At 37.8% G+C, this 20,782-nt stretch carries 19 protein-coding genes; 14 read left to right on the plus strand and 5 right to left on the minus strand.

All coding sequences use genetic code 11. From position 1 onward, the window contains the following. Position 1 precedes the first annotated feature (1 nt). The 9 genes from AC27E9_RS01015 (at position 2) to AC27E9_RS01055 (ending at position 9,214) form a co-directional block, all read left to right on the plus strand. Complete coding sequence (locus tag AC27E9_RS01015; protein WP_487128249.1) at positions 2 to 613, plus strand: YiaD family glycine zipper/OmpA-like lipoprotein; 612 nt, start codon at positions 2 to 4, stop codon at positions 611 to 613. Between the two features lie 255 nt (positions 614 to 868). Next, positions 869 to 2,143, plus strand: coding sequence for an efflux RND transporter periplasmic adaptor subunit (locus tag AC27E9_RS01020; RefSeq protein ID WP_487126418.1), 1,275 nt, complete (start codon positions 869 to 871; stop codon positions 2,141 to 2,143). An 11-nt stretch (positions 2,144 to 2,154) separates the two neighbouring features. After that, positions 2,155 to 2,856 (plus strand): ABC transporter ATP-binding protein, encoded by a 702-nt coding sequence (locus AC27E9_RS01025; protein ID WP_487126420.1) that lies wholly within the window; start codon positions 2,155 to 2,157, stop codon positions 2,854 to 2,856. A 9-nt stretch (positions 2,857 to 2,865) separates the two neighbouring features. Further along, positions 2,866 to 4,224, plus strand: coding sequence for an ABC transporter permease (locus AC27E9_RS01030; RefSeq protein WP_487126422.1), 1,359 nt, complete (start codon positions 2,866 to 2,868; stop codon positions 4,222 to 4,224). A 10-nt stretch (positions 4,225 to 4,234) separates the two neighbouring features. Beyond that, complete coding sequence (locus AC27E9_RS01035; protein ID WP_487126424.1) at positions 4,235 to 5,452, plus strand: ABC transporter permease; 1,218 nt, start codon at positions 4,235 to 4,237, stop codon at positions 5,450 to 5,452. Between the two features lie 93 nt (positions 5,453 to 5,545). Continuing rightward, positions 5,546 to 6,892, plus strand: a complete 1,347-nt coding sequence (locus tag AC27E9_RS01040) for a sigma-54-dependent transcriptional regulator (RefSeq protein WP_487126426.1) — start codon at positions 5,546 to 5,548, stop codon at positions 6,890 to 6,892. Between the two features lie 71 nt (positions 6,893 to 6,963). Next, positions 6,964 to 8,205, plus strand: coding sequence for a sensor histidine kinase (locus AC27E9_RS01045; protein WP_487126428.1), 1,242 nt, complete (start codon positions 6,964 to 6,966; stop codon positions 8,203 to 8,205). 71 nt (positions 8,206 to 8,276) lie between these two features. Further along, a complete protein-coding gene (gene greB / locus AC27E9_RS01050) occupies positions 8,277 to 8,750 on the plus strand; it encodes a transcription elongation factor GreB (RefSeq protein ID WP_487126430.1) in 474 nt (157 codons plus the stop codon). A 32-nt stretch (positions 8,751 to 8,782) separates the two neighbouring features. Next, a complete protein-coding gene (locus tag AC27E9_RS01055; protein WP_487126432.1) occupies positions 8,783 to 9,214 on the plus strand; it encodes a GNAT family N-acetyltransferase in 432 nt (143 codons plus the stop codon). Between the two features lie 57 nt (positions 9,215 to 9,271). Here AC27E9_RS01055 and AC27E9_RS01060 read toward each other — a convergent pair whose 3' ends face one another. Next, a complete protein-coding gene (locus tag AC27E9_RS01060) occupies positions 9,272 to 9,508 on the minus strand; it encodes an RNA recognition motif domain-containing protein (RefSeq protein WP_487126434.1) in 237 nt (78 codons plus the stop codon). Between the two features lie 195 nt (positions 9,509 to 9,703). Here AC27E9_RS01060 and AC27E9_RS01065 point away from each other — a divergent pair, with 195 nt between their 5' ends. After that, positions 9,704 to 10,312, plus strand: coding sequence for a MarC family protein (locus AC27E9_RS01065; RefSeq protein WP_487126436.1), 609 nt, complete (start codon positions 9,704 to 9,706; stop codon positions 10,310 to 10,312). 12 nt (positions 10,313 to 10,324) lie between these two features. On the opposite strand, the gene AC27E9_RS01070 is transcribed toward AC27E9_RS01065, so the two are convergent. The 4 genes from AC27E9_RS01070 to AC27E9_RS01085 all read right to left on the minus strand — a co-directional run bounded on the left by AC27E9_RS01070 (position 10,325) and on the right by AC27E9_RS01085 (position 15,540). Then, positions 10,325 to 11,746 (minus strand): hypothetical protein, encoded by a 1,422-nt coding sequence (locus AC27E9_RS01070; protein WP_487126438.1) that lies wholly within the window; start codon positions 11,744 to 11,746, stop codon positions 10,325 to 10,327. 32 nt (positions 11,747 to 11,778) lie between these two features. After that, positions 11,779 to 12,873, minus strand: coding sequence for a hypothetical protein (locus AC27E9_RS01075; protein ID WP_487126440.1), 1,095 nt, complete (start codon positions 12,871 to 12,873; stop codon positions 11,779 to 11,781). A 101-nt stretch (positions 12,874 to 12,974) separates the two neighbouring features. Further along, positions 12,975 to 13,673 carry an exonuclease domain-containing protein gene (locus tag AC27E9_RS01080; RefSeq protein ID WP_487126442.1) on the minus strand — a complete coding sequence of 233 codons (699 nt, stop codon included), beginning with the start codon at positions 13,671 to 13,673 and terminating at the stop codon, positions 12,975 to 12,977. A 13-nt stretch (positions 13,674 to 13,686) separates the two neighbouring features. Then, positions 13,687 to 15,540 (minus strand): putative nucleotidyltransferase substrate binding domain-containing protein, encoded by a 1,854-nt coding sequence (locus tag AC27E9_RS01085; protein ID WP_487126444.1) that lies wholly within the window; start codon positions 15,538 to 15,540, stop codon positions 13,687 to 13,689. 298 nt (positions 15,541 to 15,838) lie between these two features. On the opposite strand from AC27E9_RS01085, the gene AC27E9_RS01090 reads away from it, so the two are divergent. From AC27E9_RS01090 to AC27E9_RS01105, 4 genes are all read left to right on the plus strand, one after another. Next, positions 15,839 to 16,096 (plus strand): DUF4212 domain-containing protein, encoded by a 258-nt coding sequence (locus AC27E9_RS01090; protein ID WP_487078344.1) that lies wholly within the window; start codon positions 15,839 to 15,841, stop codon positions 16,094 to 16,096. 2 nt (positions 16,097 to 16,098) lie between these two features. Then, on the plus strand, positions 16,099 to 17,835 hold the full coding sequence (locus tag AC27E9_RS01095; RefSeq protein WP_487126446.1) for a sodium:solute symporter family protein: 1,737 nt from the start codon (positions 16,099 to 16,101) through the stop codon (positions 17,833 to 17,835). Between the two features lie 114 nt (positions 17,836 to 17,949). Next, positions 17,950 to 18,390, plus strand: coding sequence for a hypothetical protein (locus AC27E9_RS01100; RefSeq protein WP_487126448.1), 441 nt, complete (start codon positions 17,950 to 17,952; stop codon positions 18,388 to 18,390). Positions 18,391 to 18,680: 290 nt separating this feature from the next. Beyond that, positions 18,681 to 20,606, plus strand: a complete 1,926-nt coding sequence (locus AC27E9_RS01105; RefSeq protein ID WP_487126450.1) for a methyl-accepting chemotaxis protein — start codon at positions 18,681 to 18,683, stop codon at positions 20,604 to 20,606. Positions 20,607 to 20,782: the final 176 nt, after the last annotated feature.

The raw sequence follows: 20,782 nt of genomic DNA on the forward strand, positions 1-20,782 counted from the left end.
TATGGCATCGCTTATTACCCTTTCATTGGCAATTACCGGCTGTGCTAGTACCAATGCTGAAAAAGGTGCGGCAATAGGTGCTATTACTGGTGCGGTGTTAGGTAAATCAACCAGCAACCATAAAAATAAACGCGCCGTTTGGGGCGCAGCTATTGGTGCTATTGCAGGAGCGGCCATTGGTGATTATATGGATAAGCAAGAGCAAGAATTTCGTGATGAGTTAGCTGGCTCAGGAATAGAAGTAGTGAGGGAAGGCGATAATTTACGTTTAATTATGCCTGCCAATATAACTTTTGCTACAGGTCAGGCTTACATAACGTCAGGTTTTTACAATACTTTGGACGACATTGCCCGCGTATTAAACAAGTATGAGAAAACTCTATTAAGTATTGAAGGTCATACTGACAGCCAAGGTGCAGAGCAATTCAACCAGAATTTGTCTGAACAACGTGCCAGCAGTGTTAAGCAGTATTTAACCAATAAAGACATTATTGCTAGCCGTTTAAAAACCATTGGTTATGGTGAAACACGCTCTATTGCCGATAATGCCACTGCTAACGGTCGAGCGCTTAATCGTCGAGTTGAAATTCAGATCATTCCTAATCAAGCCTAAGTTGAAAGCTTAATAAAACCTTGAAAATACCGCGAAAAAATCGCGGTATTTTTTTATCCATTCCATCGCTCTTCACTAAATTTTCGTTCATAGCCGACACTGTTCGCACATAAAGTTTTGCGAACACGTACTTGTTCGCACAAGTACGAGTTTTATTTTTTATATAAATATCAATGAATTATGTTTTGGCATTGTTTGTGCTATATCGTCTAGTAAAGCACCCCTCATATGACAATAAGTTTCAGGGAAAAGAAAATGTTAAAAGATACTTCTGGTCAAGATGTACAGATTGCTCAAACGGGCAAAAAAAAATCACTGATAATTAAGGTGGCAATTGCAACGTTGGCAGTAGCAGCTATAGGTTTCTATATTGCACCTAAATTTAACAATATGTTTAGCTCAGATATGGCTATCTCGAAAGAGCGTTTACGTTTTGCTGTGGTAGAAAAAGGTAACTTGCAGAGAGACATTGGTGTGCAAGGCCGTATTGTTGCTGCCAATAGCCCAACGCTATACGCGACGGCTCCTGGTATTGTCAGCTTATTTGTTAAGGCCGGTGACACAGTTACTGAGAATCAAAAACTAGCTGAAGTTGATAGCCCACAGTTGAAAAACCAATATGAACAAGAATTGGCAACACTCGAGCAACTAGAATTAGCAGTTGGCCGCCAACGTATTGAAATGAAAACTACGCAGTTAAATAACCAGCAAACCATAGAAATGTCAGCGGTAAATTTAGAGGCTGCAAAGGTGAATAAAGACCGTGCTGTCACCAGCATCAAAGATTCACTGATAAGTAAAAAAGAATATGAAGAAAAAGTGGCAGAGTTTAAACGCGCAAGTTTATCGCATGCACATGCTAAGCAAAGTTTTGATTTGCAAAAAGAGAGCATGGAATTTGAATTAAAAACCCGTCAATCACAGCTTAATCGTCAGCAGTTTGTTGTTAATGACCTACAACGACAAGTGAACGAACTAACCTTATTCGCGCCAACTGATGGCATTATCGGTAGTGTCAATATTCGCGAAAAAGACAGCGTTGCAAGTAATACCTCATTAATCACGGTTATTGATTTAAGCGCTTTCGAAGTAGAGGTGAATATTCCTGAAAGCTTTGCTGATGATCTAGGTGTTGGCTTAGCGTCAGAAATTAGCTTTAACGGTGAGAAGCATGATGGTCAATTAGTGGCTATTTCCCCTGAAGTGACTAATGGACAAGTTGTTGGACGCTTACGTTTTAATGCTGAAACAGTTGCAAGCTTACGTCAAAACCAGCGTGTTAGTGCTCGTATCTTAATTGAATCAAAAGAAAATATTTTAAAAGTTCGCCGAGGTGCATTTGTTGAAAGTGGCGGTGGGCGAATCATTTATCAAGTAAATGGCAGCAATGCAACACGCCAGAAGGTCACTTTAGGTGCCCGTAGTATTGGCGAAATTGAGGTGGTATCTGGCTTAAATGCTGGTGATGAAATTGTTATCTCAAGCATTGATGTCTTCAATAATCGCGAACAAATCTATCTGACTAATTAGGAGAAAAGCAAATGTTAAGAATGGAAAATGTCAGCAAAATATATCGTACAGAATTAGTAGAAACACATGCCTTACGTAAGGTGGATTTACATATTAAAAGTGGTGAATTTGTTTCCGTTACCGGCCCTTCAGGCTCAGGGAAAACAACCTTTTTAAATTTAGCCGGCGCACTAGAAACCTTCGAAGAAGGCGATTATTTTCTAGATGGCCAAAACGTGAAAGGACTCAGTGATGACAAACTATCAGAAATTCGAAATCAAAAAATCGGATTTATTTTTCAAAGCTTTAATCTTTTGCCTGATTTACCCCTCTTTGACAATGTTGATGTTCCATTACGTTACCGGGGTATGAGTGCAAAAGAACGTAAAGAACGTATTGAGCATGCACTTGAGACTGTTGGTTTAGCATCTCGTATGCAGCATTTACCAACGCAGCTTTCTGGTGGGCAACAACAACGTGTTGCCATTGCTCGTGCTATCGCTGGTGATCCATTATTTTTGTTGGCTGATGAACCAACCGGTAATTTAGATTCATTAATGGCACAGCAAGTCATGGAGCTTTTAGAAGATATTAATAGCAAAGGTACGACTATTATTATGGTGACTCATGACGACCAACTAGCGCGTCGTGCCCATCGTAATATTCAAATTTTTGATGGCCAAGTCAGTGATATTGAAAAGTCTGTTGCTGATGATGTTATTCGTAGCGCATAGGAGTTAATCATGTTCAGTTATAATTTTCAGTTAGCGCTGAAAAGTTTGAAAGAACGACCTGCGCTAACCTTGCTCACCATTCTCGCCATAGCTACGGGTTTAGGGTTATATACGACAGTAAAAACCATGAGTTATCAAAGTAGCCAGGTACCACTGGCACATAAAAGTAAAAATATTTTTTTACTACAAATGGATAACCGTGAAATTACTGCCGATGCTGTAGAGCATCAAGCGCGTATGGTTGACACTACCTATAAAGATACATTAAACCTGATGCAGCTTGAAATGCCGGGTGTAAAGCAAAGTTTTAATTGGTCTACCTATGGCATTTTAAATGTTGAAGATGAAAACATTAATCCGTTGCAAACCACCGCTGCTGTGGTGAATAGCACCTTTTTCACTATGTTTGAAACACCATTTCTTTATGGAAATGGTTGGGATAAAGCCACTGAAGAAAGTGGTGAAGCAGTTATTATTATTAGTAAGTTAATGAATGATAAGCTTTTTGGTGGCCGTAATAGCGTTGGTGAAAGCGTTCGTATCAACACCCATGTTTTGAAAATTATTGGTGTTTTAGATACTTGGTATTTAAACAGCAAATTTTATAACCGTAGTTTTTGGCCGGGTTATCCTGATAATTTCTTTATTCCTTATACTTTTGCAATGGATAACAATCTGCCACGCAGTGCTGGCTTTGATTGTTGGGCTGCTAATGCAGACATTTCTCGTTCGTTTCGTACTGAGAATAAAGACCGCTTAATTAACTCTGAATGTGCGTGGGTAACGTTTTGGGCAGAAGTACCTGAAGCAAAAGTTACAGATTATCGTCAGCAAATTATGAGTTATATGGAGAGTGAAAAAGCCTTAGGCCGCTTCCCGCGGGAATTAGAAATGTACTTAACAAACCTCAACGATCAATATAATTATGTTAACGGCCGTAACCAGTTTCTTAATACTTTCTCTGTATTAGCGACACTATTTTTTGCCGTATGTTTATTAAATGCGGTTGGGATTTTACTGGCTAAATTTATGCGCCGTAAAAAGGAAGTCAGTTTACGTCGAGCTTTAGGTGCGAAAAAGAAGACTATTATCATGCAACATTTACTTGAGGTGATCATTATTGGTTTCTTAGGCGGAGTGCTTGGTATTGTTATTTCTTACTTTGGCTTGCAGGGCATGTTGAATATTCGTATTTATTCATCGGATTACACGGTACGTGTTGAAGATATTCAGCCGTTATTTCAATTAAATTGGGTGATGATAGGTAATGCCTTTGCAACAGGTATTGTATGCACCATAGTCGCCAGTATTTATCCCATTTGGCGCCTCTGTAATGTACCGCCTGCTAGCCAATTGAAATCACAATAAGGAGAAAAACATGGATATTAAACCTATTTTTCTTGGATTGAAGCAAAATAAATTTATGGCAATGTTGATGATAATTCAAATTGCTTTCACTATGGGGGTCTTAAGTAGCTCTGTATTAGTTGCCACGACAACATTACAAGAGTGGAATGTACCTTCAGGTATCCCACATAACGATATTGTTCGTATTTCACCAGAATTTTTTGATGATAATCAAGATGTTGGTCAAGCAATGTTTAATGACCTTAAACGAGTGAAAGACATTCCCGCTGTCATTAATGCCGCACCATCAAACGCTGTGCCTTTTACCGCTGAAAATATGATTGATGTTTATTTAGCAACAGAGGAAGACGCACAAGGTTTTAAAACCGTAGTATTTGAGTCAGATGAGCAAATTATTGATGTATTACAACTTTCCTTGATTGATGGTCGCTTAATTACCGCCAGTGATGTTGTAAAGGGTGAAATTGATTTAACACCACAAAGTGCATCTGAAGTGATGATCAGCCAAGACATGGCGAAAGTTTTATTTGGTGATGATTCTGCTATAGGTAAAACTATATGGTTAGCGAAAAGTGCTGATCCTGTTAAAGTTATTGGTGTTTATAGTAACTTTATGACCGGTGAGCGTTTGAATGGTCGCGGTAAATCGTATCATTCAATTATTCGCCCGCAAGTTAAGTGGAATCAAAATCAACAACCACACTATTTAATGAGAGTTGAACCAGGCACAGCGGTGGCATTACTAGAAGATATTATTGATGTATTTTACTTAGAGCGTGGTCGTTATATTAATTCAAGTGAGCTATTAAAACGCACACAAAAGCGTATGTATGATGGTCGTGGTAGTCGAGCATTAACTTTCTTAGTATTGAGTTTAGTCTTATTAATTATTACCGGCTTAGGGATAACAGGGTTAACCGCTTTTCAAGTGACACAAAAACGTAAGCAAATAGGCACTCGCCGTGCGTTAGGTGCTAAGAAAAGCGATATTATGCGTTACTTTTTGACTGAAAACAGTGTCTTAACTTTGATCGGACTTGTCATAGGTGTTGCAGTAACTTTGTCGATTACCTTTGAATTATCAGAGCAAGCAGGACAAAACTTTTTCAATTTAGGCGTGCTATTAATGACGGCACTGTTACTTTGGGTGGTGAATATATTAGCGGTTTGGTTTCCAGCTAAGCGTGCCGCCAATATCGCCCCAGCGATCGTAACGCGTGGTGCATAATGTTATTTCTATGTAGCTTAACTTATCTGATTGAATTTTAAAGTTAAGCTACATGCGTTAACATCAAGCTGTAAGAAAATCGAAAGGAATGAAATGAAAGCTCGAATACTCATTATTGATGACAATCCAGATATTGCCCATGCGCTAAAGGTATTATTTACCATAAATAATTTGGAGTGTGATCATTGCTTAACACCAGAGTTAGGGCTTTGCGCACTTGAAAATGCTCACTATGATCTCGTGATACAAGATATGAACTTCACCCAAGATACCACTTCAGGTGAAGAAGGTATTGAGTTGTTCAATGAAATTCGCGGCCGCTTTGCTGACTTGCCAATAATATTGATGACGGCATGGACGCATTTGGAAACGGCAGTAGAATTAGTGAAGTCGGGTGCGAGTGATTATATTTCAAAACCTTGGGACGACGATAAGCTGATTGTAACGGTTAATAACTTAATTGAGCTTAGTGAATTACAGCAAGCTCATCGTAAAAGCGCACTGAAACATAACCGTCAGCAACGAGAATTGGCACAGCAATATGATTTATGTGGTATTCGCTATCAAAGTGATGCCATGTTTAATTTATTGCAAATCACCACACAAGTTGCACATGCTGATGTTTCGGTATTAATCACAGGACCAAACGGTGCAGGGAAAGAGAAAATAGCTGAAATCGTGCAGGCTAACTCTAGCTGTAGCCAAGGACCTTTTATAAAGGTCAATGTTGGTGCGCTCTCGCCAGAATTGATGGCGGCAGAATTATTTGGTGCTGAGGCTGGTTCTTATACAGGCAGTACTAAACGTCGTATCGGTCGTTTTGAACTGGCAGACAAAGGTACCTTATTTCTTGATGAAATTGGTAATTTATCATTAGACGGTCAAGCGAAATTACTTCGAGTACTTGAAACAGGTGAATTTGAACGTATTGGTGGTAGTGAAACCTTAAAAGTAAAAGTTCGCATTATTAGTGCAACCAATGCTGATATAAAAACTGCCATTGCTAATGGCGATTTTAGAGAAGACTTATATTATCGCTTAAATGTTATTGAATTACCTTTGTTGGCGTTGAATGAACGTAAAGCAGATATACTGCCTTTGGCCGAACATTTTTTAGGGGAAAAATATCAATTGACCGAGCAAGCAAGTTTAACGCTGAAGCATTACACTTGGCCAGGTAATATCAGGGAATTAAAAAATGTTATGCAGCGGGCGTCTTTGCTTGCGCGTGATACGGTTATTGATGAAAAAATTCTGGCGTTAAATGTTCAGCTACCTGAATCAACTTCTCTATCGACGAATACTGAAGAGATCACTGCTCAAGATATTCAGCACGCAATAGCTGATGCCGGTGGTGTTATTTCTGAAGCCGCTAAATTATTAGGGCTTAGTCGCTCCGCGCTTTATCGTCGAATGAAAAAATTTGAGATAGCCAGTTAATGGTAAAACGTTCGTTATTTCTGCGCTTATATCTAACATGTACTTTTATCATGCTGCTTTATGGTGTGATATTGGCAAATTTTCCTGGAGAATTTCATTTTTTTAGTGCGCCGGTGCTGTTAATTACACTTGGTTTTTTGATGATATTGTTATTGTTATCAAAATGGTGTTTAGCACCACTTACTAAAACCCTTTCTGCAATAGATAATGGTATTGATGCTTTTAAAGATAACGATTTTAGTCTTACTATTCATAACCAAAACTACACGGAAGTTTCCAATTTAGTCAAAATTTATAATGAACTCGCCACCGTATTACGTAATGAACGTATGGATATTTTTCAACGTGAGTTACTGCTTGATACCGTTATACAAAGTACACCAGTTGCTATGGTGCTGGTTAATAGCAACAACAAAGTGGTTTATAGCAATTTAGCGGCCAAAGAAATGTTTCGCCAAACCCGTAAACTTGAAGGTGGCGACTTTTCACAGTTAATAGCTAATCTTACACCGGTATTACAAACGGCGACAATTGAACGAAGCGAAGGGTTAGTTAGCGATGTATTAGACGACCAAGCATTGGTTTATAACATCAATTGCCAACAATTTACACTCAATGGCCGTGAGCATCAGTTATATCTTTATAAAAATATGACTAATGAAATCTCTCGTAAAGAAACTGATATGTGGAAACAAGTGATTCGATTAATTAGCCATGAATTAAATAATTCATTAGCGCCAATATCATCGCTTACGCGTTCTGCACAAAAAATTATTGCTCAACCTGAGCATAGTCATATGTTAAATGACGTGTTAGAAACCATTGGTAATCGAGCCAGCCATTTACACGGCTTTATTGAGCAATATGCTAGTTTTTCTCGCTTACCTAAGCCCAACTTAAAATCGGTTAATTTAAGCAGCTTTTTTCAACAAATTGAAACTCTAATTGGCGTAACTTGCTACTGTGATGTTGTGCGCGAACAAGCAATGTTCGATGCGGGGCAAATTGAACAAGTGATAATCAACTTAGTAAAAAATGCTAAAGAATCAGGATCGGCACATGAAGATGTTGGTTTTGAAATGAAGCAGCAAGGTCGACAATTAACTTTTAATATTTTTGATCGCGGCACAGGGTTAAGTACTCAACAACAACAACAAGCGCTGTTACCTTTTTTTACCACGAAAGCAACAGGCACTGGCGTTGGTTTAGCGCTGTGTAATGAAATTGTTATTGGTCATCAAGGTAAGCTGCGGCTATATAACCGTGCCCAAGGTGGCTTATGTGTTAGTTTTAGCCTAGAGTTGACAGACTAGCGCAATATAACAATTCACTATATCATCAGCTATTGCGCTTATTACCTTATTAATACTTCCATATCTGCACTATGAAAACGAAACTAATTACCCGACCTGGCTATGTTTTACTGCAACAAGAATTAGATAAACTTTGGCGAGAAGAACGACCTGAAACAACGCGGAAAGTTTCATGGGCCGCTAGTTTAGGCGACCGAAGTGAAAATGCTGATTATCAATATAATAAAAAGCGTTTGCGTGAAATTGATCGCCGCGTTCGCTATTTGCGTAAAATTCTTGAAGAACTAAAAATTGTTGATTACGGCCCCCAACAAGAAGGTAAAGTATTTTTTGGCGCTTGGGTTAGCTTAGAAAATGATGATGGCGAAACGTTAAAGTTTCGCATAGTTGGCCCAGAAGAAATTTACGGTCGTAATGATTATTCCTCAATTGATTCTCCCATATCACGGGCATGTTTGAAAAAACAAGTGGATGATGAGGTGGCGGTAAATACGCCTACAGGTGAGAAAATTTGGTATGTCAGTGACATTGAGTATGAAAAGTAACTTGTTAATTGAAGATGTGTTTTGGATAAAATATGAGAGTTAAAACTCCAGTAAAAGCTGATTATGTCGAGCTAATTACTGTTTGGGAGGCCTCTGTTCGAGCGACTCATCAGTTTTTAAGTGAAGCAGATATTTTGTCACTAAAACCGTTAATTCTTGAGCACTATTTTGATGCGGTTGATCTTCGTATCGTTGAATGCGATAACGGTAATATCATTGGTTTTATCGGTGTTGCCGATGAAAATATTGAAATGTTGTTTGTGGCACCTGAGTTTTTTAAAAAAGGTGTTGGCAGTAAGCTGTTAAAGTACGCTATTGAGCACCAACACGCGAAAAAAGTTGATGTCAATGAACAGAACCCGGCGGCAGTTGGCTTTTATCAGCATTTTGGCTTCAATATTGTTGACCGATCAGCACTTGATGGGCAAGGACAAGCTTTTCCTTTGCTTCATATGCAGTTATAGCCAATCACTAAAAGGCCAACATACTCTATTGGCTCTTTTACAGGCGATTGGAATATATTACTGCGCTATTTTTACGCGAATTTTATTTTTAGCAACTCTTGTTTCATGCAAGCTAGATAAAGCTTGTTTTGCTTCCGTCTCATTTGGCATTTCAACAAAGGCGAAGCCCTTTGATTTTCCAGTCTCTTGATCTAAAACTAAAGTACATTCCTTAACCGTACCATGCTCAGAAAATAAGGTGCGAAGTTCTTGTTCGGTGGTTGAGCGTGAAAGGTTACGAGCTAAAAGTTTCATTTTGGTACCAGTAGTATGTGATTTCGAGCTTAATTGTCTCATAGATTGCTACCCAACAAGGTAATTTTGTCTATTTATCTGTATTTTTCTTGGTATTTTAGTACGCCTGCAGGCATGTTTGCCTTGATATTCGAGTTAATAGCAGACAATATTTACACTCACTTATAGCGTTATTAAAATAAAAAAGGTTAGCTAATGAATGACTTATATGCTCAAGCCGTGACTGTATTTCTAGGCTTTTTCGCAATTATGAATCCAATTGCTAACACGGCTGTATTTGCTGGCCTTGTTGGTGAAAAAAGTAAAAGTGAACAAATTAAAATTGCTGCTAAGGCACTTATTATTACTTTTTGTGTGATCACATTGTTTTCGGTATTGGGCAAAGCAATATTTCACCTTTTTGGTATTACTATTTCAGCACTGAGGATTACTGGTGGTATTTTAGTGTTTCTTGTTGGTTATCATATGCTAAATGGTCAAGGCTCAAAGCTACATTCGGCTGAAAATCATGATGATTCCGATGTCGCTATTTCTCCACTGGCGGTGCCACTACTTGCTGGACCAGGAACAATAGCAACAGCAATGAATTTTTCATCATCAGGTGAAACGACAGGTATATTGATGACGATAGCTGTATTTGCACTACTTTGTTTTATTACTTTTTTCTGCTTTATATTTAGCTCTAAAATTATTAACGTTATTGGTAAAGCGGGTATTAGCATTGTTACCCGTTTAATGGGACTTATTCTGGCCGTTATTGGTACACAAATGGTGATTGTTGGTATAAAGGCAATAAGTGCATAATTAACTATCTGTTTAAAACCAAATGGATAGCTCTGCTTCGTTTAAAGGAGCAGCCTGATGTTCATCGTCGAACAGTAAGGATAATGTGTAATTATCTGATTGAATTTCGACTTCATTATCTGATTCATAACTATTTTGAGGAATATACTTTGTAAGTTCCTCTCTAGGCGTACCATAAATAAATTGTCCTAATGCCCAAGCATTGTCATGTGTAAATTGCTTACTTAGCAAACTATCTTGGCTTAAATGCACTTTTCTTAAATCAGATTTTTTAATTTCCAACATGAGAAATGAATTAAATATTTCTAGCGTCGAATTTCTATCCAGTATTATCTCGGCCATTGGCCTACCAAGCTGGGCGCGTAATAATTGCAAATCAACTTCTTGATTAAGTTCAAGTTGCTTATACATTTGTTTTATTAATTTTAGCTGTTGCTTGTGTTTAATTGTGTTGAGGGTTTTGCTTACTTGATAGTCATTTACTTGTAATTCGAAGCCTGCAAGTTCATAAGAGTTTTCATTGGTATGCAAATTTGTGTTGTGCTTGAAGTTTAGTTTCAAAGTTTTATCTGCTTGCGAATAAACAAGCTGGTTTTTTTTGTTTAGCGGTTTATTGAGTTTCAATAACTTTAAGGTTTCTGTTAATGACATACTTACCGTTACTTTGTTGTTAATCCTCCAATTGTCATTATCAAATACATTATGCAAAGGAATTTTATTTAATGCAGTTTGTGATAATAAGTGATTGCTAGTTTCGATTTTCACTAGTTGATTTGATTGAAAGTGTAGCCAAAGGCGACGTCCATAGCCGATGATCAATTCATCTTCCACAAGGTTAATTTTAGTACTAGGAATACCTAACTTCGCGATTACATCTTGGTAGGAGTCGTTAAGTTGTGCACCATACAAACCGTTGTTAATTGATACTTCATTATTATTTATTTTTACGTCTTTTATTGCCTTTGTTGGTTGCACGACCTCGAATACTGTTGTCGTTTTATGATTTAATTCAGGATTTATTTTGTGCCCTAAATGGTTATATTTAGATAACTTTTTCTTTGAAATGTTGACTTCTTTACATTGTTTTATTAATTCTGCGGTATATTGAACATGATATCTGAGCTTGGTAGCGTCTGATGTTGTACGTTTAAACGATTTCTTTAGTTTTACCGTTTTATCTATCAAAATTAATGCATCAGCGTTGGCTGATTCTGCTTTTCTTTGAAGCTTCATCAGCAAATCTGCAATCGTTTTATCACCATTTGGCGTTAATGAAATGTCCTTAGCGCTGGCATTCTCTAATACGATATAATCACAACTAGGGTAATAATCAAGAATAGGTGGTAGGGCTTTATCTAAAGAGGCTGCCTGTATTGACAAAGCGCAAATATAAGTAAATATAAAAACTAAAATATTTTTAATATAGTGATGCATTGTAAGTCCTTTTAACTGTAGGTTTAAAACGATTAAAATATCAAAGTTTTATCAATTTTAAGTTTATCTGTTAGCTCAATTATGTCATTGAAATTATTGTTGAAAATCACTTCACTGTTAAATGCTGATGTTAATGATGGCAATTGGATTATCTCGATATCTAAATACGTTAAAAGCTTTTTATTACGGTCTTTACTCTCAATTGGGTAATTTTTGAAATTGCCTTTAGGCTCTAGAATACTTTTTTCTAGGTTCTGCCATTTTTGATACCAGTTCGCATGCTTGTCTTTGTTTGTTAAGTTTTCGGCTAAGGCTACATTTTCGACAATATTTTGAAATTCGCTATAGTGATCTTGAGATTGAATAAATTTTTTCTGCATCGATTCTTTTGCAAATTCTTGACGAACCAGTGACAGTAATTTAATGCTTTCGCTAGTTAGGTTGTCATTTAAGGTTTTCAACAAATTGGCGCTATGGTATTGCGCTACATTGGCGAAATGGTGTCGAACTTTTTTCAACAATTGTTGCTGTTCTGCTAATGCCCGTTGCCAGTTGTATAAATTAGGAATGTTATGATTTTCCTCATCGAATATGAGTAGCAAATTGGCTGCTGTTTCTAATTCATTGTAGGCAATGCTGAGTTGTTCAATATTGTTATTAACTGTAATTAAATTCCAATCGCTTATTGATAACTTACTTTGTTGCTCAATTTTCTGCCGTAGTTCTTTTGTTTGAATGTTTAAATATTTTTCAATACTTAGTGTTGCTTTTAAAAGCGGGAGTAGCTCTTTTCCTGTTTTTATCAGTATATTTTTTGCTGCTGAATTGGGAATACTTCGATATGAGTTGTGGCTTGCGATATAGGCGGCGTAATTATTGCCTAGTTGCAGTTCATTTTCAGCTGTTTGTAAATGTAAATGTGCTTTTTCTACCTTAATGAACTCACTTTGAAACCTATCTGGGGCTATGCTAGTGAGAGTTTTCAATGCCAATGACAATTGCTTAAGGTTCTGCTCTGTTTTAGCTGCTTCATAATCTGCCAAGGCTTTTTTATATTCTGGTGAGGTACATGAGACAAGAATCAATAGAGAAAAAACGACTACTATGTACTTACACCGATATAACATGAATTCTATCCTTGTCTCTTAAGTTTATGATATTCCTTTAGTTAATCTAAATGTTTTATTTAAGGAAAGCAAATTTGTGTTTATCAAGCTGACAAAAGAAGCTATAGCAATAGCTTTTCTAATGCTGGGTTTTCATGGCATTCATTGGTTTGGGCGAGTAATAGTTCTGCGGTAGCTATTGCATCATTAAGGGCGTTATGGGCGTAGTGATCAGGTAAGTTATATTTAGTACGTAGTGTTGATAACCTTAATTCTGAGGGATCATAGGCGACATCTTTTTTATCTAATCGTCTTTTTGCCACCATTAGAGTATCTATCATTGGAATAACCGGAGCCATACCATATAACTCGATACAGGCTTGGCGTAAAAACTGCCGTTCAATACGTGCAAAATGTACTAACATCACTTTTCCTGCCAGTCGTTGTAATAACTGTTCTATAACCTGAGCTAGTGATTGACCTTGATCTTTTTGGTCATCAGTAATTTGATGGATACTGACATTATCGGGCGTCAGTCTGCCCCGACTGCTAATGATTTGATGGTAGCTGCTACCAAGCTTTATTTGATTATCAATGAGATCAACACAACCCACACTGAGTAATTTGTCTTGTATTGCATCTAAGCCTGTAGTTTCAAAGTCGACAGCTAAAATGGGCACTTGGTCAAAAGGTGTAAATAGTTGAGGAAAAGGCACACTGAGGAAATTATATAGCGGGCCTTTTGGAGCCTTTTTTAGCATACGCTTTCGCTGAGCTTCATAGCCTATTAGCCAGCTGGCAAGTGGGTGATTGTTTAACATAAATTTCCGCTATTTAAAAAGTTGATTGTCGATTATCTTGCATGGTTTTAATCACTTTAAATGCATCTTTTAAGTGTTCACGCTCAAGCTTTGAAATTTCTTTTGGCGACAGGTAATTATTGGGCTTTTGACCTAGTTGTAATTTATTCGCTTGATGCTCCATACGCAGCATACTTAAAAATTCATACGCATCAATAAGGTTTGCCGCGGAGGCTTTAGTTAATGATGGTGTACCGGCTGCTTGTTGAAGCCGTTCAATGGTATTTACGGAAGCAACGCCTTCTGATAATGCATAAATACGGGCAAGATCAACTATTGGTGCTATACCATTGTGCTTTAGGTCTAGTGTTGCTTTATTTTCACCATCTTGTATCAATACGAAGTCACGAAAAAAACCTAATGGTGGTCTAAGTTGCAAAGCATTTCGAGATAAATGCGCAATAAACAAAGTACTGCGTTGAGTGGTTTTCAGCATTTTTTCACGCACAGTATTAAGTAATAGACTATCACCATGAACAGTCGTTAAGTCGAAGAAAATACTGCAATGCATAAGAGATTTTGGATCAGGATGATTGATCCAATGAGCAAAATATTGCGCCCATTTATCTTGTGTTTGGCACCATTTTTCATTAGTTGCCATCACTTCACCAGGGCAATAAATAAAGCCACATGCAGCAAGGCCATCAGAAACAAATGTTGCGAGATCTTTAAACCAAGGCTGATGTTGTGGCTGTAAATCATTTGAGGTGATGATGGCGTTGTCTTGATCTGAATGGGCAAATTGTTCTTGTCGAGCTTGTGAGCCTGCGGCTAGCCAAGCGTAAGGAACGGGAGCAGGGCCAAGTAACTTTTCCGCCATGGTAATTAATCGTATGGTAAATGCCATAGTGATGGCGCTAATGCTTTTACCGACATGATCAGCAGTAGTGCCTAGCTTTGCCATACGAATTTGCAATTTAGGGATCATTTTACTAATTTCTGCTAACTCGCTTACGGATTTCGCTTTATGTATGACACTTGTGATGTTAACGGCATTTTGCCCTTCGTTATTCATAAGATCGGTGACTGTCACCATACCTTTTAGTTGATTATTGGCAGTTACGGGTAAGTGATGAATATGTTTTTGAGTCATCATCATTAACGCATCATAGGCGGTGTTTTTAATGTCTATGGTGGTCATGTTATCAGTCATGATCGTTGTAACAGGCTGTTGAATATCAAGCGCTTGTGCAACACAGCGGCGGCGAATGTCTTTGTCAGTTACTATACCTAAAGGAATATCTTTCTTGGCAATAACCAAACACGAAAATCCACGTTCGGTCATCAAAATGGCTGCTTGCTGGATGCTTGTATCAGGCGTAACCGTGACCACAGGACTATGATAAAAATTGGCTATTGAGCTATTCAGTAAAGAAGAGTTTAAAATGGCTTCTTCATTCACTTGCAGCATTTTTTTACTAAGTCGTTGCTCAGCGGTTTGCTGAAAAAAGGCGACAACATCAGGGAATTTAGCTACTAATTCTTCGAATTTTTCATAATTAATGCTGTAAAGTAAGGTGTCTTCGTCTGTAGTCACTTTAATGGTATTACCATTATCGTCTTGGTTACCGATACAAAAAACCGTACAAATATCCCCCTCGCCATATTTGCCAATTAATTCATTATTTTCTGTGACATAGCTTAATGCGCCCTTGCGTAGTATGTATAAGTTTTTCGCAACACTACCTTGTGGCGGTAGTGCTAAACCTCGTCGAACATAACAAATACTGATCTCTTTAACGATTTTTTCTATGGTAGAAGGCGGTAGCAAACCCATGGGAGGAATTGCTTGTAAAAACTCACTGATTTCCGTTAGTGCCGAATCCATGTCATATCTCATTTAAAAGTAAAATGCGTTTGTTGTATGTATTTAGGGACTTTAGCAACATGAAGTCAACTGTTTAGCCTAGCTCCTAGACTAAAGTTTAATAGGAGCGTAGAAAAAAGGTTGCTAGTGTGTAGGTCAGAGTAGGTTAAGTATTCATTTCCCCGACGTTGGTCATACTAACAGGTCGAATTAATAGTCAACCTCTCTTTAAATAACAGGTGAAGTTAGCGTATAAAAATCATAAAACGCTGTGCCTAAAAGGTCTAATTGGCCTGATAGGAATAATTGCTAGGAGAGAATGATGGAAGGTGAAGGTAATACAACATATTGGCAGGAAAATCTGCGCTTAATATTTATATGTCTTGCCATTTGGTTCGTAGTTTCATTTGGTTTAGGTCTACTGCTTGTAGAACCGTTAAATGCGATACGTCTGGGTGGATACAAACTAGGCTTTTGGTTTGCACAACAAGGTTCAATTTACTCATTTTTAGGTTTGATTTTTTGGTATGGTGCCAAAATGAACAAGCTTGATAAAAAATACCATTCGGAGGACTAAAGATGGAAGAGTTAAAGCTTTATACATACATTGCCGTTTTTGGAACTTTCGCAGTTTATTTCGGTATAGCTTGGTGGGCCCGCGCAGGTTCAACCAGTGATTTTTACGTTGCCGGTGGCGGCATTACACCATTGCAAAATGGTATGGCAATTGGTGCGGATTGGATGAGTGCGGCGTCATTTATTTCAATGGCCGGTTTAATTGCCTTTTTAGGTTACGGTGGCTCTGTATTCCTAATGGGGTGGACGGGTGGTTATGTGCTACTTGCCATGCTACTTGCTCCATACATGCGTAAACACGGTAAGTTTACGGTGCCTGAATTTATTTCAGACCGCTATTATTCAAAAACGGCACGTATTGTTGCAGTTGTTTGTTTGATTATTGCTTCAGTTACATACGTTATTGGGCAAATGAAAGGTGTTGGTGTAGCATTTTCTCGCTTCCTTGAGGTTGATTATGACCTAGGTTTAATTATCGGCATGGTAGTTGTTTGGGTATACGCAGTACTTGGTGGTATGAAAGGTATTACTTATACACAAATCGCACAGTATGTTGTGATGATTTTTGCCTACACAATTCCAGCAGTATTTATTTCGCTACAATTAACGGGTAACCCTATTCCACAATTAGGTTTAGGTAGTACCTTAGCTGATGGAAGTGGTATTTATTTGCTTGATAAGCTAGATATGGTGGTAACTGATTTAGGCTTTAAAGAGTACACTACATCGAACATGGGTGGCACATTGAATATGTTTGCTTACACTATGTCTCTGATGATTGGTACGGCGGGTCTTCCTCACGTAATTATGCGCTTCTTCACGGTTCCATCAGTACAAGCCGCACGTCAATCTGCAGGTTATGCATTAGTATTCATTGCTTTACTTTATACAGTTGCTCCAGCAGTTGGTGCTATGGCTCGTTTCAATTTGATGAACACCATTGAACCAGCGGCAGGTCAAAATTTAGAATATGCTGAACGCCCACAATGGTTTAAAGACTGGGAAAAAACAGGTCTTTTACAATTTGAAGACAAAAATGGCGATGGCAAAGTTCAGTACACAGCGGACAAAACCACTAATGAAATGGTAAAAGTTGACCGTGATATTATGGTATTGGCTAACCCTGCTATTGCAAACTTACCTAACTGGGTTATTGCACTTGTGGCAGCGGGTGGTTTAGCGGCAGCGCTTTCAACAGCGGCCGGTTTACTATTGGCGATATCCTCATCCGTTTCCCATGATTTAATGAAAGGGGTGTTCGTGCCTGATATGTCAGAGAAAAGCGAGCTGCTGGCGGGTCGAGTTACCATGACCATAGCCATACTATTTGCCGGATATTTGGGGATGAATCCGCCTGGATTTGCCGCGGGAACGGTGGCGCTAGCCTTTGGCTTAGCAGCGTCGTCAATTTTCCCGGCACTAATGATGGGTATATTCTCTAAGAAAATGTCAGGTAAAGCCGCGGTAGCAGGTATGATAGCGGGTATTGGTGTAACTATGTTGTATGTATTCCAACATAAAGGCGTTATGTTTATTCCTGGTACATCTTTCCTAGGTGATATGGGTCCAAATTGGTTCTTTGGTATTTCACCGAATGCCTTTGGCTCAGTGGGTGCTTTAGTTAACTTTGCCGTTGCTTTTGCAATGCTTAAAGTAACAGGCCCAGCGCCATCGCATATTCAAGACCTTGTTGATAATATGCGTATTCCAATTGGTGCTAATGCAGCACATGATCACTAAAATTCTGTGATTGTTGAAGATAAAGGCTCCATTGATGGAGCCTTTACTATTTAGTCTTTAACCTTTTTAAACATTTAGCCCTTAAAATTTTGATTTGCTGACAAAAGGATATTTATGAACCGTCATACAAAACTAGCATTAATGGTAGCGCCCTTTCTTCTTATTGGTGGTTATATCGCTTCAGATTTTTATATAGAAAATGAAGCAGGGAAGCAGCGAATATTTAATATGGTTCCGTTCGGCCATTGTGATGTTATTAACCAAAAATGTATTCTTAAATCGGGTGATTTTGAGGTTAATATTTATGATGAAAAAAGTACCACGACTTTAAATGCTACCTTTCCATTAGACAGTGCGACACTTTTTATGGTTGATAAAGCAGGACAAGCAACAGCCTATCCTCTTGGAATGAGTGATAGCCCTTATTATTGGCGCAGTGAAACACCGTTGAGAAGTCAAATTAGTCAAAAAGGTGAAAAATATAAATTACGGATGATTGCGAATATTAAAGGTGGCCAATATATTGCTGAGTTCTATACACAAACTGTAAAGTAGCCAAGGTAACTTACAATTAGGGTGTTTATTGCAAGTATTCTTTATGCAACTCAGTGAGTAGCTGAGTTTTAAGTTGATTCTATTACATTAATCCTGACTTATTACCCCGATATGTTTAGTGTTGATTGCTCATGAAAATATCATGGCTTTTACATCCTTTAGCACTCTAAAGTAAGTAGATATGATTTAGCTTTGTCGTATTGAGTATGCTTTGAACCTAGCTGCTCTTTCTATCGTCGTGTATTTTCTCTAAGATAGTCGTTATTTATCTCAATTACTTTATTGCAATTATGCCAAATTTGTCTATTAAACAGAAAGTAACACTCGCATTAATTATCTTCGTATTACTAACAGCCACTTTAGTTGGTATGTTGAGCCAATGGAGTGCCAGAAGCATTATTGAAGACAGAATGCTTACACAAGAGCTACCAAATACGATTAAACAAATTAACGGAGAAATAGACAAAGAAATCTCTCTGATGCGTATTATTGCAGAGCAAATTGCGACAGATCCATTTATAAAAAACTGGTATGAACAAGGTCGTTCGAAAATTGGTGAACAGCAGTTATTAGAAAAGTTAACTGGCATTGCAAATAGCCATAAATTAAGTAAAACCTCTTTTGCTGATCGTGAATCCGGACATTATTGGAACCAAGATGGTTACCTTCGTCAATTGCAAAATGATAATGTGGACGGTTGGTTTTACGCCTATCGTGATAGTGGTAAAGATAGTTCGGTGAGCATTTACGCTTACCCTGATTCAGGTAAAATAGATTTATTTGTTAATTACCAAGAAATTAATGGCAAAGGTTTAGCTGGTATCGCAAAATCATTTGAAGATATTGTTAACCTATTAAGTAGTTTTAAACTAGAGCAAACTGGCTTTGTTTACTTAGTGGATGATAAAGGGATTATTCAGTTACATAAAGATAAGGGCCTTGTTGGGCAATCTATTGACAGCATCTACTCAAAAGATATTGCTGGTAATATTTTGCTTCAATCAGCATTCAGTCTTGATGAAGTACAGGATAATAACCAAGACATATTGGTTGCGGCGAGCTTTATCCCTAGTGCACAGTGGTATGTGGTGGTACAAGTACCCAAAGCGGAAGTGTTTTCTTCATTAAATGAAACCAATGCGCAGATGATCACTTGGTCTTTAGTGGTAACAACAATTGCGATTTTTGTAGCGCTATTAATTGCTAAGTCAATCACTAAACCTATTAACTTACTTGCTGAATTATTTTTACAACTTGGTCAGGGTAAAGCCGATATATCTTACCGTATACCTGAAAGTGGCCAAAAAGAGTTAGTTAATGTTGCGCTAGGTTATAACCAATTTATAGCTAAGCTTGAAGACGTATTTGCACAGGTCTCTCATACCACATTAGCCTTGCGAGAAACTGCCGATGCCTTACAAACTAAAGCTGGGGAAACCATTACAAGTTCAGTAAATAATGATGAGCATTCACATCATATTTCCAGTGCCTTAGGCCAAATCAGTGAGACAGTGTCTGACGTGGCAAAAAATGCAATTCAGGCATCGGATATTGCAGGAAATATTAAAGAGAATAGTGATTCGATAAGTCGAGTTATACATTCTGCAAAATCAGAGGTAGAAGAGCTAGGTCACAAAATAAATGATGTTTCTAGCGTTATTAATACGCTAGCTACTAACAGTGACACGATTGCAGGAGCATTAGGCGTTATTCAAACCATTTCCGATCAAACCAACTTGCTTGCATTAAACGCTGCTATCGAAGCAGCGCGAGCAGGTGAACATGGGCGCGGATTTTCAGTTGTCGCAGATGAAGTCAGAACATTGGCAAGTAAAACCGTTGAGTCTACGGCTGAAATTCAAACAATAATGAACAATTTAAAAGATACATCAGCAATTGCTTCAAAAGAGATAGCACAAATTATTGAGCAATCAGAAAACACTACACAATCAATTACTAAAGCAGAAGATATTTTAAAAATGAGTGTAGAGCTGACTAATCAGATCCTAGATTCAAACCATTTAGTAGCCTCTGCAACGGAAGAACAAGCGCTTACCATTAATGATATTAATAATAATATGACTGATATCACTCATGCCTCTAAAGAGAATATGAGCAATGTAGAAGATATTGTTGGTAATGCTGATAACTTGAATCAACTCGCAGAAAACTTAGAAAGTTTAGTAATTCAGTTTAATGGCAAACGTAGCGAGTAGATTTCAGAAACAGTATTTAATGTTATGGTTGGCGTTAATAAACTATATCAAATAATACTACGAAGAAACTTCCTACGACTAATGTCTAATAGAAGGAAGTTCCATTCGTTTAATACGCTTGCTATTTTAACATTAATTGTAGTGATAAAAATCGCTGAGAATAATAACTAGAGAGC

Source organism: Colwellia meonggei (genome assembly GCF_057537295.1).